Source organism: Candidatus Woesearchaeota archaeon (assembly GCA_018302225.1).
GTDB lineage: Archaea > Nanobdellota > Nanobdellia > SCGC-AAA011-G17 > JAGVZY01 > JAGVZY01.
Window position 1 is genome coordinate 1 of the sequence record JAGVZY010000010.1, and the last position, 16207, is coordinate 16207.

The window sequence follows — 16207 nt, forward strand, 5'->3', positions numbered from 1 at the left end:
CAACTCAGAAAGTCGAACTTATAAGCAAGTTAATTGCCCATAATATTGACAGAATGCAATATTATTTTTTGTTCTTATCAAGAGGGTTGCACCAAAGCCCCTTTTCGTAACATTTATAAATTAGCTGAGTTCTCAAAAGATGTTAATAATTGAAAACTTAGCCCGAAAATGTGATTTTTGGGTATTTGGACCTTCTTAATGTCTAAAAATAGCACAAAAAACATAGAAAAGGAAGGTAGCAACGGGAATGTTGCAATTGGGAACCATAAATCCTGAAAAGGATATGGTTTTGGTTATAAGCTTAATATAAGCCTTAATAAGGTAATTTAACACATTTGAAGCTTTTCAGACTACATTGAAAACTCTTAGTTTTTGATGCACCAAAATTCACAAAAAGTGAAGTTTTAGTGGTCAAAAGTCTGGAAATCATAAAATTAGTCAAAATTGGCTAGAAATCACCTAAAACACATTTAAACGTGTGTCAAGAACTTTGTTCTTGAACACACCAAATTTCACAAAAAAAGGTGAAATTTTAGTATTTTTAATACAAATTTCACGTTCAAAAATCAGGACATAAAATGGGTAAAAGGGTAAGACCAAGAAGAGGAACAATGCAAGTTTGGCCTAGAAAGAGGGCTAAACGTTCATATGCTTTCATAAGATCTTGGAACAAATCCAACGCATTCAAAATCTTCGGTTTCGCAGGTTATAAGGTCGGAATGATAAGATTATTAGCAAAAGACAATTCTAATCATATAACAAAAGGCATGCAAATTGTTTATCCTGCAACTGTGATTGAATGCCCTCATTTAAAACCTATTTCTATTCGTTATTACCAACGTGATTCTGACCCTTTCTCCCAAGCAGCAAGAGTAATTGGTGAAGAAAGATTAGACAACCCACACAAAGAACTTTCTAGAAAAATTGACATTCAAAAAAAGAAATCAAAAGAAAATAAAATAGCAGATTACGATTATGCAATGTTACAAGTTTATACTCAGCCACCATTCAAAAAGAAACCAGAAATTTTTGAAATAAAAATCGCAAAAGACTTTGTTGAAGAAGCAAAGAAACTAAAAGAAATTAAATTATCAGATGTTTTCAAAGAAGGACAATTAGTTGATATTCACGCAGTTACTAAAGGAAAAGGTTTCCAAGGTGCTGTAAAAAGATTCGGTGTATCTATAAGATCACACAAAGCAGAAAAAACAAAAAGAGGAGTTGCATCACTTGGTGCTTGGCACACAAGACAAATGTGGACTGTTCCTTACGCAGGTACAATGGGTTATCATCAAAGAACAGAATACAATAAATTAATATTAAAAATTGGAAACAAACCAACTGAAGTAAATCCAAAAGCAGGATTCAAACACTACGGAAATGTCAAATCAGATTATTTAATTGTCAAAGGTTCAATAGCAGGTGCATCAAAAAGAGTAATCACATTATTACACGCTATCAGACCAACTAAAAAAATGATACAAACACCAGAGGTTAAAAAGATTTTAAATTAAAATGACAAAATTAAAAGTTTTAGATCTACAAGGAAATGAAAGTTCAAGTATAGAAATGCCTATTCAATTTGAAGAAGATTATAGACCTAATTTAATTAAGAGAGCATTCTACGAATTAGTTTCTAGATTAAGACAAAAATATGGTGCATTCCCTGAAGCAGGTAAAAGACCTTCTTCTAAACTTTCAAAGAGAAGAAGTAATTATAGAGGTTCTTATGGTCACAGTCTTTCAAGAGTACAAAGAAAAGTATTCTGGAGAAGAGGTACTCAATTTGGATGGCAAGCAGCATTCTCACCAGGTATTGTTGGTGGTAGAAGAGCACACCCACCAAAAGCAGAAAAAAACTGGGAATTAAAAATAAATAAAAAAGAAAAAAAGAAAGCATTAAGATCAGCATTAAGTGCAGTATTATTAAAAGATGTTGTACAAGCAAGAGGACATAATATTCCTGAAAAATATCCATTCGTAATTGATAATTCTTTTGAAAACTTAAACAAAACTAAAGAAGTTGAAAATGTTTTAGTTAAATTAGGATTTGAAAAAGAATTTGAAAGAGCTAAAATAAAAACTATCAGAGCGGGAAGAGGAAAAGCAAGAGGAAGACCTTACAAAAAAAGAAAAGGTTTACTTATTGTTGTAAGCAATGATACTAAAATAAGAAAAGCAGCTGAAAATCTTCCAGGAATTGATGTTTGTAAAGCAAATGCATTAAATGCGCAATTACTTGCACCAGGTTCACACGCAGGTAGAGCAACTTTATTCACAAAAGCAGCAATAGAAGAAATTGCAAAATCAAAATTATACTTGTAAAATGACTAAAGAAAAAAATCCAAAATTTGATCCATACAGTATTTTAATTAGTCCATTACAGACTGAAAAATCTGTAAGATTAATTACTTCAGAAAATAAAATGGTATTCAATGTTTATTTCAAAGCAAACAAAGCACAAATTAAATCAGCATTTGAACAAATGTTTAATGTTAAAGTTGCAAAAGTTACAACAATGATAACACCAAAAGGAACTAAAAGAGCTTATATAAGATTAGCTCCTGAAAATCCAGCTATTGATATTGCTACTAAACTAGGTATGATGTAAAATGGGTAAAAGAATTATACAACAGGCAAGAGGAAAAGGTGGTCCTAGATATAGATCTCCTGGTCATCATTATACTAGTGATGTTAAATATATTAATTCAAACCTAGAATTAAAAGGTAGAATTGTTGATTTAACACATTGTGCTGCACACTCATCACCTATAGCGAAAGTAAAATATGAGAACAACAAAGAAGGATATATTTTTGCACCATTAGGAATTTATGTTGGGCAAGATGTATATTATAATAATAAAGAAATCAAACCAGGTAATGTTATTTCATTAAAAAATATTCCAGAAGGAACCGATATTTTCAATATTGAATGTGACCCTGGTGATGGTGGAAGATTAGTAAGAGCAGCAGGAACATCTGCAAAATTATTGAATAAACTCGAAAAAGGAATTCTTGTAAAACTTCCTTCAAAAAAACAAAAAATATTTCATCCAGAATGCAAAGCAACCATTGGAATTTTAGCTGGTGGTGGAAGAAAAGAAAAACCAATCTTAACTGCTGGACATGCATTCTATGCAAAGAAAGCAAGAAATAAATTATATCCAAGAGTAAGAGCTGGTGCAATGAATGCAACAGACCATCCATTTGGTTCAGGAAGACATGGTCCTAAATTTGGTGGCAGAGCATCATCCATAGCACCTAAATTTGCTCCACCAGGTAGAAAGGTTGGATTATTAAGACCAAGAAAAACAGGAAGAGGCAAGTAACAATGGCACAAAAAGAATTTACATTTTATGGAAAAACACTAGATGAACTTAAAAAAATGAGTCTAAAGGAATTTGCTGAAATAGCGCCATCAAGAATAAGAAGAACATTAAAAAGAGGATTCACTGAACAACAAAAACTCTTCTTAATAAAAATGAAAAAAGCAAAAGATGGAAAATATAAAAAACCTCTAAAAACTCAAAACAGAGATTTAGTAATTATTCCAGAAATGATTGGTATGACAATTAATGTTCACAATGGTAAAACCTACGAACCAGTTATTATAACTTTAGAAATGCTTGGACATTATCTTGGTGAATTTATCCAAACAAGAAGAGAAATACATCACTCAGCTCCAGGTGTAGGTGCTACAAAATCTAGTACAGCTTCAGCTACAAGGAAATAAAAATGACTGAAAATAAAACTGCAACTGCAAGAGGAACTAGCCTACCTATTTCGCTAAAGCATTCAGTTGAAATTGCAAACTTCATAAAAGGAAAGTCTACAGAAAAAGCAAAAAAAAGACTTGCAAATGTCCTTGCACAAAAAGAGGCCATACCTTACAAAAGATATAATCACGACCTTTCACATAAACCAGGAAAAATGGCTGGAGGAAGATATCCTCTAAAAGCAATAGAACATTTCATGGAATTAATTGAAAGTGTTGAAGCCAATGCAAGAAACAAAGGTTTAGTTGGAGAATTAAAAATTATAACTGTAATTCCTAACAACGCTGGAAAAGCATGGCACTACGGAAGAAAAAGAAGTAGACTTATGAAAAAAACACATCTATTCATAGAAGTTTCAGAAATGAAAGAAAAGCCAAAAAAAGAGGCAAATAAAAAATGAAAGAAAGAAAAATACTTGCACAAAAAATAAGAGATTTTGAAGTTCAAGAGTTTATTTCAAGAGAATTAACCACAACAGGTTATACTAGAACAGAAATTCAAAGAACTCCATTAGGAGATAAAGTTATAGTCTATACTTCAAGACCTGGTTTAGTTGTTGGAAGAAAAGGTGCAAATATAAAAAAATTAACTGATATATTAAAAAGGAAATTCAATATGGATAATCCTCAAATAGAAATCGGTGAGGTAACAAATCCTTTATTCGATGCCCAATTAGTTGCTGAAAGAATTGCATTTACATTAGAGAGATATGGTGCTATGCGTTTCAAATCTGTTGGCTATAAAATATTACAACAAATTATAGATGCTGATGCTTTAGGTGCAGAAATTACAATTTCAGGGAGAGGACTTCCAAGCTCAAGAGCAAAAAGTTGGAAATTCATGGATGGATACTTGAAAAAAAGTGGAGACATTTCACAAAATCAAGTTTCAAAAGGATTAACAACAGTTAATCTAAGAAGTGGAACTATTGGTATCAAAGTTGTTATCATGACACCAGATATTATACTTCCTGATAAGATGTATATCAGAGAAGCAGCTGATGCTCAAAATGCAGAAAACAAATCTGAAGCTGCAAGAATAGAAGCTGCCAAAGAAAAAGAAGAAAAGAAAAAACCACAAAGAAAAAAATCAGAAAAAAAACATACTCAAAAACCTCACGAAATTAAACCAGAAGTAAAAGTAGAAGAAAAACCTGCTGAAACAACTGAAGAGGTTAAAGAATGAAGAGGGATATTAAAAATTTAAAACCTGAAGATTTAAAATCAAAACTTGAAGAGTTAAAAAAAGAAATGATGAAAATCAATATGGCTAGAGCAGTTAATGCGCCCATTGAAAATCCAGGTAATGTTAGAAAAGTTAGAAAAGAAATTGCAAGGCTAAAAATGTTAATTCATACTAAAAAAGAGGAAAAGGAGGTTAGGAATAAAAAGGCATGAGCGAAATATGCTCGACCTGCGGATTGCCAAAAGATCTTTGCGTCTGTGAGTCAATTGCGAAAGAAGGCCAGAAAATAATAGTCAAAATCGAAAAGAAAAGATTCGGTAAAATTTCGACTATGGTTGAAGGCATTGATAGCAAAGAAATTGACTTAAAAGAACTCACAAAGAAGCTTAAGACAATGTTAGCTTGTGGCGGTACCATGAAAGATGGTAAAATCGAACTACAAGGAAACCATGTCAAGATCGTTAAGCAAGAGTTGATAAAGCTTGGGTTTTCACCAGAAAGTATAGAGGTGAAGCAATGAACAAAAAGCTTTTGATGCACGAACTAATTGGCAAAAATGCAAAGGTGATTGATGCAAAAAACAAGAAACTCATAGGCATAGAAGGCAAAATTACAGACGAAACAAAAAATATACTTACAATCGACAATAAAAAACTCATAAAAGAACAAATCACATTCATACTCACAAACTCAGGCGAAACAATTGAAGGAAATCAAATAACCCTAAGGCCTGAAGATAGACTCAAAAAAGTCAAGAAGGTATCAAAATGACAAAGACAAGAAACATTGGTGTTGAAGTTAAACAACCAGAAAAAGAATGCAATGATAAACATTGCCCATTTCACGGAGAAATAACTCTACACGGAAGAATATTCGAAGGTACAGTTAAATCTGCAAAAGCTCACAAAACTGCAGTTGTACAATGGGATGACTGGATCAAAGTAAAAAAATATGAAAGATTCGAAAGAACAAGAACCAAAATCTCTGCCCATGTTCCTGATTGCCTTATAGTAAAAGAAGGAGATAAAGTAAAACTTATGGAATCACGTCCAATAAGTAAAACAAAGAATTTCATAATCATTGAGGTATTTAAAAAATGAAAGGAATGAAGGCAAATATCACGAAATCTCTACCAGTTGGAGCAAATGTAGAAACTTGTGATAACTCAGGTGCTAAAATTATTCAGATAATCTCAGTCAAAGGATATAGATCTGTTAAGAGAAGAAGAGCTCTAGCAGGCGTTGGTGATTTTGTTACTGCTACAGTTAAAAAAGGATTACCTGCAATGAGAAAGCAAATAGTTCAAGCAATTATTGTAAGACAAAGAAAAGAATACAAAAGACCAGATGGTGTAAGAATTGTATTTGAAGACAATGCTGCAGTTATAGTAAAAGATGATATGGGAACACCTAAAGGAACAATATTCAAAGGAGCAATTGCAAAAGAAGTTGCTGAAAGATGGCCGCCAATAGCAAAAGTTGCAAGTGCGGTAATATAAAATGTTAAAAACAAAAAAATGGTCTGGACATTGGAAAGCGAGTAAACGTCCAGTTAAACAAAGAAGATATTCAAAGAATGCACCTAAACATGTTGTTAAAAAATTCATGTCAGTGCATCTATCAAAAGATTTGAGAAAAAAATATTCAACAAGAAATATCCTTGTAAGAAAAGGCGACAAAATAAAAGTTATGAGAGGAGAATTCGCAAAAAAAGAGGGAAGAGTTTCAAGAGTAAATTACAAAAGAAGAAAAGTCTATGCTGAAAATATTGACTTAATAAAAAGAGCAGGTGCAAAAGCACAAGTAGGTTTACAACCTTCAAACTTAATGATTATAGAATTAAATTTAGACGACAAAAGAAGAATGAAAAAATTCACATCTAAGGAGAAAAAATAAGAGGCACAAAAAATGGTAAGAAAACATCTTAAAAGAATGTATGCTCCAAAAACATGGGCAATTCAAAGAAAAAGTATAGGTAAATGGATTACTAGACCTAATTCAGGCCCCCATAATCTTCAAACTTCAATCTCTTTAAATTCATTATTAAAAGAGGTTTTAAGACTTACACAAACAACTAAAGAATCAAAAAATATTAGCACAGATTCAAAAATCAAAGTAAATGGAAAATTAATCCAAGAATTAAAATTCCCAGTAGGTTTTATGGATATAATTGAAATTGCCCATTCAAAATTTATAATTTTATTTAATCACAAAGGGAGAATAGTTGCAGTTCCTACAAAATTGGATCTAAAACCTTCCAAGATTGTAAACAAATCATGGATCAAAGGAAAAAAATTACAACTAAATCTTTATGATGGAACAAATCTAATCATAGACAAAGATAATTACAAAACAGGGGATAGTATTTTTGTAAAAGACAAAAAAATAATCAAACACATAAAATTCGAAAAAGGTGCAACAATTTTCTTGACGGCAGGAAAACATGTAGGAATGTTCGGAAAACTTGAACAAGAAATTGAAACTGTGGGTTCAGAAGAACCAAGAATATTATTTAGTTATGGAAAAGAAAAATATCAAACTCTTAAAAAATATGCTTTTGTTGTAGAAGATTCTATGAGTTCAACTGAAAAAATAGTTGAAAAAGTTTCAGAGGAATTAGAAACAGTTCCAAAAGAAACTGAAAAAATTATAGAAAAAAAACCTAAAAAAGAAACTAAGAAATGAATCCAATGAAAGAAATAAGGATAGAGAAAATAACCCTTAACATAGGTGTTGGACAAGCGGGAGAGAAGTTAGAAAAAGCTGCAAAACTACTTCAAAATCTTGCAGACGCTAAAGTAGTCCAAACAAAATCAAAGAAAAGAATACCGGGTTGGGGATTAAGAATAGGTCTACCTATTGGATGTAAGGTTACACTTAGAGGAAAAAAAGCAGAAGAAATGTTATCAAGATTATTAGTTGCTATTGATAAAAGAATAGCGCTCCAAAAATTCACAAACGAAACTATTTCATTCGGTATTCCAGAATATATTGATATACCTGGTGCAAAATATGATGTAGATGTAGGTATTATTGGTCTAGAATGTTCAGTAACTCTTGAAAGAAGAGGTTACAGAGTTAAAAAAAGGGCAATAAGAACTACAAGAGTAGGAAAAACACATAAAATAACTTCAGAAGATGCTATCAATTATATGAAAAATAAATTCGGAGTTACAGTCGAATAAGGTGATACAAAAATGACAACATCCAATTACAAAAAAATGTTTACTCAACTCAAAAGTAAACCTACAATTATGAAGAAATATATTAAACATAATACTCCGCTAAATAGAGGGCAAGGAAGATCTTCAAAAAAATGTAGGAGATGTGGAAGGACTGCAGCCCACATAAGTAAATATGGAATAAGATTATGCAGACAATGTTTCAGGGGGGTAGCTCAATCATTAGGGTTTAGAAAATATAACTAAATTGAGATTTTAAAAAATGACACTAAACGATCCAATCGCAAATGCACTCTCTATGATTTTAAATTACGAGAGAATAGGAAAGTCAGAATGCTACCTAAGAGTATCTTCAAATTTACTAAAAGAAATATTAACTTTAATAAATGAAAAAGGTTATATCGGAACTTTTGAAGTAATTAAGAGCACAAAAGGAGAATCTTTAAAAATCAATTTAATTGGAAAAATAAACAAGTGTGGAGTCATAAAACCAAGATTCTCTGTTAAAAAAGATGAATACGAAAAATACGAAAAAAGATTCTTACCTTCAAATAATTTTGGATATTTAATAGTTTCAACACCTAAAGGATTAATGTTACATGAAACTGCAAAAGAGAAAAAACTTGGAGGAAGATTAATCGCTTATATTTACTAAAATGAGAATAGAAAAAGTTGAAAGAAAAATTGAAATTCCACAAGGGATAGAATTAATAGTTCAAACACCCTTTGTAACTGTAAAAGGTCCAAAAGGAGAAATGAAAAAAAGATTGCTAAGCAAAGAAATCACTTCAGAAAGATCACAAAATCAATTAAAATTTATATTAAAAAACGCAAAAAGAACTGAAAAAATGCAATTAGGAACCTTATGTGCACACATAAGAAATATGATTGAAGGTGTTAAAAATGGTTATACTTACAGATTAAAAATATGTTCAAGTCATTTCCCTATGTCCGTAGTAGTTCAAGGAAATGATATTATAATCAAAAATTATCTTGGTGAAAGACATCCAAGAAAAGCAAGAATCTTAGAAGGTGTAAAAGCAAAGGTTGAAGCTAATATAATTACTTTAGAAGGCAATGATATTGAATTAGTTGGACAAACTGCATCCAATATTGAATTAGCTGCACAAATAAGAGATAAAGATAGAAGAGTATTCCAAGATGGAATTTATATTTATGAAAAAGCAGGTAAAAAACTAGAATGACCTCAGGCAATTTTAAAAGGGACGAAGCAAACAAATTAAAGAGACTTCACTTAGGTTGGAGAAGACCTAGAGGACTTCACAACAAGAGAAGATTACACAGAAAAGGACATGCAAAATGGCCTTCACCAGGTTTTGGTTCAAGTTCAGAAAACTTTGGAAAAATTAAGGGTTTAATAAAAGTAAGAGTATTTAATATCTCTGACTTAGAAAAACTTGATTCAAAAAAGAATATTATTGAAATTGCATCAACAGTAGGAACAAAAAAGAGACTACAAATCTTAGAAAAAGCAAAACAATTCAAAATAGTAGGAATAAATGATATTCAAAAGTATTTAATTGAAAAGAGAGAAAAATTCGAGAAAAGAAAACAAGAAACTGAGAAGAAGAAAGAAGAAAAAGAAAAGACTAAAAAAGAGCTTGAAGAAAAAGAAGAAAAAGAAGAAAAAAAAGAAACTAAAGAGGAAATTAAAAAAGAAGAACTTGAAGAAACAAAAAAGATGACCGAACAAAAAGAAAAGATTCATCCAAAAGAAGTAGGTGTACCAGAAAAACAAAAAAGTCCGCAACACAGAACTGTAACTGGACCTCAAAAAGCATAATACTATGAAATGTCAAACTTGTTTGACAATCATTAAAATTCGGAGAATTTGAATGAAACATAAACCGTGGGTTTATGATCATTTTTCAAAAAAAAATGAAACTATCAACACAAAAAAGGATTGCTGCAAAAATCTTGAATAAAGGAAAGTCAAGAGTTAAGTTTGACGAGTCTGCTCTATCAGAGATTAAAGAAGCAATTACTAGAGGAGACATAAGAAAACTTGCAAAACAAGGTGCAATCTCAGAAAAACACCAAAACATGCAATCTAGAGCAAGAGCAAGAAAAAGCGCAATTCAAAAATCAAAAGGAAGACAAAAAGGCCATGGTTCAAGAAAAGGAAAGAAGTTTGCAAGAACACCTAGAAAACTTACTTGGATGTTTAGAATAAGACTTCAAAGAAAATTCCTTAATGAACTAAAAGAAAAAGAACTAATCAGCTCAAAAGTTTACCACATGCTAAGACAAAAAGCAAAAGGTGGGTTCTTTAGAAGTAAAAGACACATAAAAGTCTTCCTAGAAGAACATAATTTAGTAGGAAAAAAAGACATTCCAGAAGAAATGTTAAAAAAACCAGATTTAGAAACTAAAAAAGACAACAAAACTAATACTCAAAAAAAGAAAAAAACTGAAAAATGAAACCAAAATTTACAAATTTAGGGTTATTTAAATCGGAGATTTAAATGAAGACAATATATTTTAGAAGGAAAAGGCAAGGAAAAACAGATTACAAACAAAGACTAGCTCTTTTAAAATCTGGAAAACCTAGGTTAGTTGTAAGAAAAACTCTAAACAATATAATTATACAAATTGTAGAATACTCTCCAAAAGGAGATTTAATCAAAACAAGTTTCTCATCAATTAAATTGAAAAAACTTGGCTGGAATTATAATACTAAAAATATACCTGCTGCATATCTTGCAGGATATTTATGTGGTAAAAATTACAAAGGAAAAGAAGTAATATTAGATGCAGGTTTAAGAAAACCAACTAAACTTTCAAAAATCTATGCAGCCCTACAAGGTGTAATTGACGCAGGTGTAAAAGTTCAAGGTGTAGAAATTGCATTTGAAGATAAAAACAAATTATTTGGAAAAACAATAGAACACTATTCAAGCCTCGCTTCAGAAAAGATGTTTTCAAATTACAAAAAACACGGAAAAATCGATATGCCTAATTCAATAGAGAAAATAAAGGGTGGTTATTAATGGTAGGAAGAGACAAAAAGTATAGGAAAAAGCAAGATACAGATATCAGAATGGGTATAGAAACAAAAAAACCATTTGATTTTGATAATTGGAAACCTAAGACTGCCTTGGGAAAACAAGTTAAAGCTAAAGAAATAAAAGATATTGATTATATTTTAAACAATGGCCTCAATATTATGGAAGCTGAAATTGTTGACGCTCTTTTACCAAACTTAGAACATGATTTATTATTATTTGGACAATCCAAAGGTAAATTCGGTGGTGGAAAAAGAAGTATTTGGAGACAAACTCAGAAAAAAACAAAAGAAGGAAACCGTCCTAGTTTTGCTGCAATGGCTTTAGTAGGAGATAAAGAGGGCCATATAGGTTTAGGATTTGGAAAAGCAAAAGAAACTGTTCCTGCAAGAGAAAAAGCAATCAGAAATGCTAAAGTAAATTTAATTAAAGTAGTCAAAGGTTGTGGTTCATGGGAGTGTGGTTGTAAACTACCTCACTCAGTACCTTATAGAGTCGAAGGAAAATGTGGTTCAGTTGAAGTTGCATTAATACCTGCTCCAAAAGGAACTGGTTTATGTATTGAAAAAGAACTTAAAAAAATACTTACTCATGCAGGAATTAAAGATATATATTCACAAACATTTGGACAAACAACAACAAAAATAAATTTTATTTATGCTTGCTTTGATGCTTTGAAAAATCTTTCAAAAATGAAACTTAGAGCAGGACAAAAAACAAAACTTGGAATTGAAGAAAAGGAAATATAAATGCATACAAAATTAGTCGTTATAAGGATAAGAGGAGATCTTGGTGTAAGAAAACCAGTAGTAGATACTATGAAAATGCTAAGATTGTATAACAAAAACTATGCAGTAATTCTAGATTCAACACCTAGTATTGTTAACATGCTTATCAATGCAAAAGATTACATTACTTGGGGAGAATTAGACAAAGAAGCTCTTCATTTATTATTAGAAAAAAGAGCAAGACTTCCAGGCAACAAGCAAGTTACAGATTCTTATGTTAAAGAAAAATTAAAAATTTCTCTTAAAGAATTTTCAGACAAAATATTTGAAAACAAAGCAAAATTATCAGACTTACCTGGAATGAGATTATTTTTCAGACTAAAACCACCAGTAAAAGGTTTTGAAAAAGGCGGAATCAAAAAACCATTTGCTCAAGGCGGAGTTTTAGGTTATAGAACAAATAAAGTTAATGATTTACTAAAAAGAATGTTATAAAGGTAAAAAAATGACAATCAACAAAAGAAAGAAAAACGTAAGACAACGTGGAAGAAACTCTCATGGTTGGGGCTCAAAAAAGAAGCATAGAGGAGCAGGCCATAGAGGTGGAAGAGGAATGGCTGGAACTGGAAAAAGAGCAGACCATAAAAAACAAAGTATCATAGTCGAAGTGGGATTAAATAATTATTTTGGAAAGCACGGTTTTAGAAGAAGAGGCGGAATTAAAAAACCTGAAGTTATTAATTTAGCACAAATACAAAATCACCTTGAAAAATGGACCAAAGAAGATAAAATAAAAGATAATACTCTTAATTTAACAGAACTAGGTTATGGAAAATTGCTATCAAAGGGAGAACTAAAAACAAAACTTAAAATAGTAGTAAAAGAAACTTCAAACAGCGCATTAGAAAAAATAAAAAAGATAGGTGGAGAAGTTGTCGCTTCTTGAAATAGTAAACAAAAATTTACCAGAAATCAAAGGTCCTGCACAGAAAAGACTTCCGTTTAATGAGAAACTTAAATGGACTCTAATAGTTCTTGTTGCATTCTTTATTTTATCAGTACTTCCACTTTACGGAATGGGAAAAAACAATCTTGAACATTTCGAGATGTTATCCCTTTTACTTGGTGCAAGTTTTGGTAGTGTTCTTTCATTAGGTATTGGACCTATTGTTACAGGTTCTATTGTCTTACAATTATTAAAAGGTGCAGGAATATTAAAATTAGATACTCACACACCCGAAGGAAGACAAAAATATGAAGGTTTACAAAAATTATTATCATTATTCTTTATAGTCTTTGAAGCATTAATCTACATATTAATGGGCGGACTTGCACCAGCTTCAACTTTGAGTATAGGCCAATATAGATTTTATCAATTCTTATTAGTATTACAATTAATAATTGGTGGTATAGTTGTACTTTATCTAGATCAAATCATTAGTAAGTGGGGATTCGGAAGTGGTATCTCATTATTTATTGCAGCAAATGTTTCTGCACAAATATTTATAGGAGCATTCTCACCTTTTGCAGTTGGAGCAACAGGAGCGACATTTGGTTCTATATTTAGTTCAAGTGGTTTAGCACCAACAGGAAAAGTTTGGGTCTTAATAGGCTCTTTGATAAATCCAAACTCAAAAGAAGCAATCTTAGCATTATCAGCGATTGTCGCAACAATTATAGTATTCTTAATGTCTGTATATGCCCAGGCAATGAAAGTTGAAATTCCTTTATCATTCGGAAGAGTACGTGGTCATGGTGTAAGATGGCCCCTAAGATTTATGTACACTTCAAACATCCCAGTTATACTTACTGCAGCATTAATGGCAAATGTTCAATTAATGGCAAACTTGCTTCAAAAATCTCTAACTGCAAGCACAGGATTTTTAGTTTTCTTATCTAAACATGTCTTAGGACAATTCTCAGGAAGCACACCACAATCAGGATTGGTTTATTGGTTAAGTGCTCCAGATATATTAAGAGCAATAATTCAACAAGGTGGAATTACTGGAAATATGATTTTACAAGTTATAATATTTACATTATTTATGATGATAGGTGCAGTAGTTTTCTCATTATTCTGGGTTCAAACATCTGGAATGGATGCACAATCACAAGCATCAAACATTCTTTCATCAGGTTTACAAATTCCTGGATTTAGAAGAGATGAAAGAGTTGTAGAACATTTACTTTCAAGATATATTCTGCCTTTAACAATTATGGGTGCATTGACTGTAGGATTTTTAGCATCAGCCGCAGATTTAATGGGTGCATTAAGTAGAGGTACAGGTATTTTACTTACAGTTATGATTATTTACAATTTATATGAATCCATTGCAAAAGAACATATGATGGATATGTATCCAGCATTAAGAAAAATGATGGGTAAGTAAATTAAAAATAAATTAGTTAAAAAAACAATTCAAAAAAAGAGGTATGTAAATATGCTAGATAATTTTTTTAATACAATATTTTATCCATTTATGTTAATTGGAAAACTTTATGGTTTAATTGTTCTTTCAATAATCTTAACATTTGTGGTTACAATAATCTACAAATACACAACTAAACAAAAATTGTTGAAAGATTTGAAAGATGAAATAAAATCATTACAAAAAGAAATGAAAGAGCTTAAAGGAAATCCAAAAAAGATGATGGAAGTCCAAGCCAAAATGACTGAAATAAATTTAAAGTATATGGGTCATTCTTTCAAAGGCAGTTTAATAACATTAATTCCTATGTTAATTGTTTATGGCTGGCTTAGAAATTATTATACCGGCACACCCTTAAACTTTTTAGGTTTTATAGACAATTGGATTTGGGTTTACATTATTATTTCATTCGTAGCAAGCACAGCATTTAGAAAAATACTTAAAATTTATTAATATTAAAAAACAAAGGTTTAATTTATAAACCTTAGGTTTATGTTAATAAATAGGTTAAAATGAAGGGTTAAACTTGTTTAACATTCATTTTTTGGAGAAAAAATGAAAGGCATAAGAAAAATTACAAAAAAAGCTGCAAAATATACAAAAATACACAAATTAAACAAAAAACCAAATAAACCACATTGTGCATCTTGTGGAAAAGTATTAATTGGAGTCCCACATACATTCTCAAGAATGTTGAAAACTACTTCAAAAACTAAAAAAAGACCTCAAAGAATCTTTGGTGGAATGTTATGTTCAGAATGCAGTAGAAATGCATTAAAAGAAAAAATAATGAATAAATAGTAATCTCTTACTGTTATAGTAAATGATTTAATAAAATTGTTTACTAGTTATAAGGGGACATCTAATAGATTATGTCACTTTATATACAAAGCTGAATCTTGCTTGGTGACAAGCAAGGGGATTTTACAAATAGGAGGAAATAAAATGGAGACAGGACAAGTTTGTTATAAAATAGCTGGTAGAGATGCTGGTGGTTGTTGTGTAATTCTTGAAGTTATAGACAAAAATTATGTAACTATAGATGGCGAAACAAGAAGAAAAAAATGTAATATAAAACATCTAGAACCGATAAATGTAAAAATTAAAGCAGATAAGAATACTTCTAAAGAAGAAATTCTAAAACTTTTAGAAAAACAAGAATTAATAAAAATTAAAAAACAAAAAATAATAAAAAATGCAAATAGCAAAACTAAGTCTGGAAAGAAATCCTAATATTGGATTGTATGGGTTCGCAACAGATAAGTACTGTCTGTTAGGCAAGGATTTTAATAAGAAAGAAATAGATGAAATTCAAAAGACTCTTAATGTACCTATTGTTCAAGCAGATATATACAATTCTTCTCTCATCGGAGTTTTTTGTAATGGTAATGAAGAAGTATTATTCATCCCAGAAGTTGCAAGAAAAACAGAAATAGAATTTCTTAAAACTCAAATGAAAAAGCTTAATGTCCAAGTAATTATTTTAAAGACAAAATACAACGCATTAGGAAATAATTTAATTATTTATGGAAAAAAATGTTTATACAGTCCACTCATGAAAGATATTGCAGATGAAATAAAAAAATGTGGTTTTAAAATAGAAGAAACAAAATTCAACGAACATTTGTCTATAGGTTCATGTGCAGCAATAAACAAACATGGAATCTTATTATATAATAATGCTGATGAAAAAGATCTTAAAAAAATCTCAAGCTTCTTCAATCTAAAAGTAGAAATAGGAAGTATTAATTTCGGTAGTCCTTATGTACGCTCAGGAACATTAGTAAATTCAAATGGGGCAGTTGTTGGAACCCACACTACAGGTTATGAAATAATGCGTTTAACGAGTGCTCTGGGTTTTGAAAACAACTAAAGAAATAAA

The 16207-nt window shown here is 30.7% G+C and carries 29 protein-coding genes; all 29 read left to right on the forward strand.

The features are described from left to right. Nucleotides 1-578: 578 nt before the first annotated feature. The 29 genes from rplC to J4403_02140 all read left to right on the forward strand — a co-directional run bounded on the left by rplC (nucleotide 579) and on the right by J4403_02140 (nucleotide 16198). Nucleotides 579-1514 (forward strand): 50S ribosomal protein L3, encoded by a 936-nt coding sequence (gene rplC / locus J4403_02000; GenBank protein ID MBS3166958.1) that lies wholly within the window; start codon nucleotides 579-581, stop codon nucleotides 1512-1514. Nucleotide 1515: 1 nt separating this feature from the next. Continuing rightward, a complete protein-coding gene (gene rpl4p, locus J4403_02005; protein ID MBS3166959.1) occupies nucleotides 1516-2325 on the forward strand; it encodes a 50S ribosomal protein L4 in 810 nt (269 codons plus the stop codon). A 1-nt stretch (nucleotide 2326) separates the two neighbouring features. Beyond that, entirely contained in the window at nucleotides 2327-2611 is a 285-nt protein-coding gene (locus tag J4403_02010; GenBank protein ID MBS3166960.1) for a 50S ribosomal protein L23, read from the forward strand. Between the two features lies 1 nt (nucleotide 2612). After that, entirely contained in the window at nucleotides 2613-3329 is a 717-nt protein-coding gene (locus J4403_02015) for a 50S ribosomal protein L2 (protein ID MBS3166961.1), read from the forward strand. 2 nt (nucleotides 3330-3331) lie between these two features. After that, entirely contained in the window at nucleotides 3332-3733 is a 402-nt protein-coding gene (locus tag J4403_02020; GenBank protein MBS3166962.1) for a 30S ribosomal protein S19, read from the forward strand. Nucleotides 3734-3735: 2 nt separating this feature from the next. After that, on the forward strand, nucleotides 3736-4176 hold the full coding sequence (gene rplV, locus J4403_02025) for a 50S ribosomal protein L22 (protein ID MBS3166963.1): 441 nt from the start codon (nucleotides 3736-3738) through the stop codon (nucleotides 4174-4176). Beyond that, nucleotides 4173-4961, forward strand: coding sequence for a 30S ribosomal protein S3 (locus J4403_02030; GenBank protein ID MBS3166964.1), 789 nt, complete (start codon nucleotides 4173-4175; stop codon nucleotides 4959-4961). The genes rplV and J4403_02030 overlap by 4 nt, the downstream gene beginning before the upstream one ends. After that, nucleotides 4958-5173 carry a 50S ribosomal protein L29 gene (rpmC, locus tag J4403_02035; GenBank protein ID MBS3166965.1) on the forward strand — a complete coding sequence of 72 codons (216 nt, stop codon included), beginning with the start codon at nucleotides 4958-4960 and terminating at the stop codon, nucleotides 5171-5173. The genes J4403_02030 and rpmC overlap by 4 nt, the downstream gene beginning before the upstream one ends. Beyond that, complete coding sequence (locus tag J4403_02040) at nucleotides 5170-5481, forward strand: translation initiation factor (protein ID MBS3166966.1); 312 nt, start codon at nucleotides 5170-5172, stop codon at nucleotides 5479-5481. The genes rpmC and J4403_02040 overlap by 4 nt, the downstream gene beginning before the upstream one ends. Further along, on the forward strand, nucleotides 5478-5732 hold the full coding sequence (locus J4403_02045; GenBank protein ID MBS3166967.1) for a ribonuclease P protein subunit: 255 nt from the start codon (nucleotides 5478-5480) through the stop codon (nucleotides 5730-5732). The genes J4403_02040 and J4403_02045 overlap by 4 nt, the downstream gene beginning before the upstream one ends. Then, nucleotides 5729-6061 (forward strand): 30S ribosomal protein S17, encoded by a 333-nt coding sequence (locus tag J4403_02050; GenBank protein MBS3166968.1) that lies wholly within the window; start codon nucleotides 5729-5731, stop codon nucleotides 6059-6061. The genes J4403_02045 and J4403_02050 overlap by 4 nt, the downstream gene beginning before the upstream one ends. Next, complete coding sequence (locus J4403_02055) at nucleotides 6058-6459, forward strand: 50S ribosomal protein L14 (protein ID MBS3166969.1); 402 nt, start codon at nucleotides 6058-6060, stop codon at nucleotides 6457-6459. Before J4403_02050 ends, J4403_02055 begins: the two co-directional genes overlap by 4 nt. Before the next feature lies 1 nt (nucleotide 6460). Then, nucleotides 6461-6856, forward strand: a complete 396-nt coding sequence (gene rplX / locus J4403_02060; GenBank protein MBS3166970.1) for a 50S ribosomal protein L24 — start codon at nucleotides 6461-6463, stop codon at nucleotides 6854-6856. Between the two features lie 12 nt (nucleotides 6857-6868). Beyond that, complete coding sequence (locus tag J4403_02065) at nucleotides 6869-7645, forward strand: 30S ribosomal protein S4e (protein ID MBS3166971.1); 777 nt, start codon at nucleotides 6869-6871, stop codon at nucleotides 7643-7645. Next, a complete protein-coding gene (locus tag J4403_02070; GenBank protein MBS3166972.1) occupies nucleotides 7642-8145 on the forward strand; it encodes a 50S ribosomal protein L5 in 504 nt (167 codons plus the stop codon). The genes J4403_02065 and J4403_02070 overlap by 4 nt, the downstream gene beginning before the upstream one ends. 69 nt (nucleotides 8146-8214) lie before the next feature. After that, on the forward strand, nucleotides 8215-8388 hold the full coding sequence (locus J4403_02075) for a 30S ribosomal protein S14 (GenBank protein ID MBS3166973.1): 174 nt from the start codon (nucleotides 8215-8217) through the stop codon (nucleotides 8386-8388). A gap of 16 nt (nucleotides 8389-8404) precedes the next feature. Continuing rightward, nucleotides 8405-8797 (forward strand): 30S ribosomal protein S8, encoded by a 393-nt coding sequence (locus J4403_02080; GenBank protein ID MBS3166974.1) that lies wholly within the window; start codon nucleotides 8405-8407, stop codon nucleotides 8795-8797. A gap of 1 nt (nucleotide 8798) precedes the next feature. Further along, a complete protein-coding gene (locus tag J4403_02085) occupies nucleotides 8799-9347 on the forward strand; it encodes a 50S ribosomal protein L6 (protein ID MBS3166975.1) in 549 nt (182 codons plus the stop codon). Beyond that, nucleotides 9344-9946 (forward strand): hypothetical protein, encoded by a 603-nt coding sequence (locus J4403_02090; GenBank protein MBS3166976.1) that lies wholly within the window; start codon nucleotides 9344-9346, stop codon nucleotides 9944-9946. Before J4403_02085 ends, J4403_02090 begins: the two co-directional genes overlap by 4 nt. A gap of 95 nt (nucleotides 9947-10041) precedes the next feature. Next, complete coding sequence (locus J4403_02095) at nucleotides 10042-10584, forward strand: 50S ribosomal protein L19e (GenBank protein MBS3166977.1); 543 nt, start codon at nucleotides 10042-10044, stop codon at nucleotides 10582-10584. A 44-nt stretch (nucleotides 10585-10628) separates the two neighbouring features. Next, nucleotides 10629-11153, forward strand: a complete 525-nt coding sequence (locus J4403_02100) for a 50S ribosomal protein L18 (GenBank protein ID MBS3166978.1) — start codon at nucleotides 10629-10631, stop codon at nucleotides 11151-11153. 50 nt (nucleotides 11154-11203) lie between these two features. Then, the gene (locus J4403_02105) at nucleotides 11204-11917 is read left to right on the forward strand and encodes a 30S ribosomal protein S5 (protein ID MBS3166979.1); all 714 of its coding nucleotides are present in this window, start codon (nucleotides 11204-11206) and stop codon (nucleotides 11915-11917) included. After that, nucleotides 11918-12391 (forward strand): 50S ribosomal protein L30, encoded by a 474-nt coding sequence (locus tag J4403_02110; protein MBS3166980.1) that lies wholly within the window; start codon nucleotides 11918-11920, stop codon nucleotides 12389-12391. 10 nt (nucleotides 12392-12401) lie between these two features. After that, nucleotides 12402-12842, forward strand: a complete 441-nt coding sequence (locus J4403_02115) for an uL15 family ribosomal protein (GenBank protein ID MBS3166981.1) — start codon at nucleotides 12402-12404, stop codon at nucleotides 12840-12842. Beyond that, nucleotides 12829-14286 (forward strand): preprotein translocase subunit SecY, encoded by a 1458-nt coding sequence (gene secY, locus J4403_02120; protein ID MBS3166982.1) that lies wholly within the window; start codon nucleotides 12829-12831, stop codon nucleotides 14284-14286. Before J4403_02115 ends, secY begins: the two co-directional genes overlap by 14 nt. A gap of 51 nt (nucleotides 14287-14337) precedes the next feature. After that, nucleotides 14338-14778, forward strand: a complete 441-nt coding sequence (locus tag J4403_02125) for a DUF106 domain-containing protein (protein ID MBS3166983.1) — start codon at nucleotides 14338-14340, stop codon at nucleotides 14776-14778. 102 nt (nucleotides 14779-14880) lie between these two features. Further along, entirely contained in the window at nucleotides 14881-15126 is a 246-nt protein-coding gene (locus J4403_02130) for a 50S ribosomal protein L34e (GenBank protein ID MBS3166984.1), read from the forward strand. 144 nt (nucleotides 15127-15270) lie between these two features. Continuing rightward, nucleotides 15271-15558, forward strand: coding sequence for a 50S ribosomal protein L14e (locus J4403_02135; GenBank protein MBS3166985.1), 288 nt, complete (start codon nucleotides 15271-15273; stop codon nucleotides 15556-15558). Next, nucleotides 15521-16198, forward strand: a complete 678-nt coding sequence (locus J4403_02140) for a translation initiation factor IF-6 (GenBank protein MBS3166986.1) — start codon at nucleotides 15521-15523, stop codon at nucleotides 16196-16198. The genes J4403_02135 and J4403_02140 overlap by 38 nt, the downstream gene beginning before the upstream one ends. The last annotated feature ends 9 nt before the right edge of the window (nucleotides 16199-16207 follow it).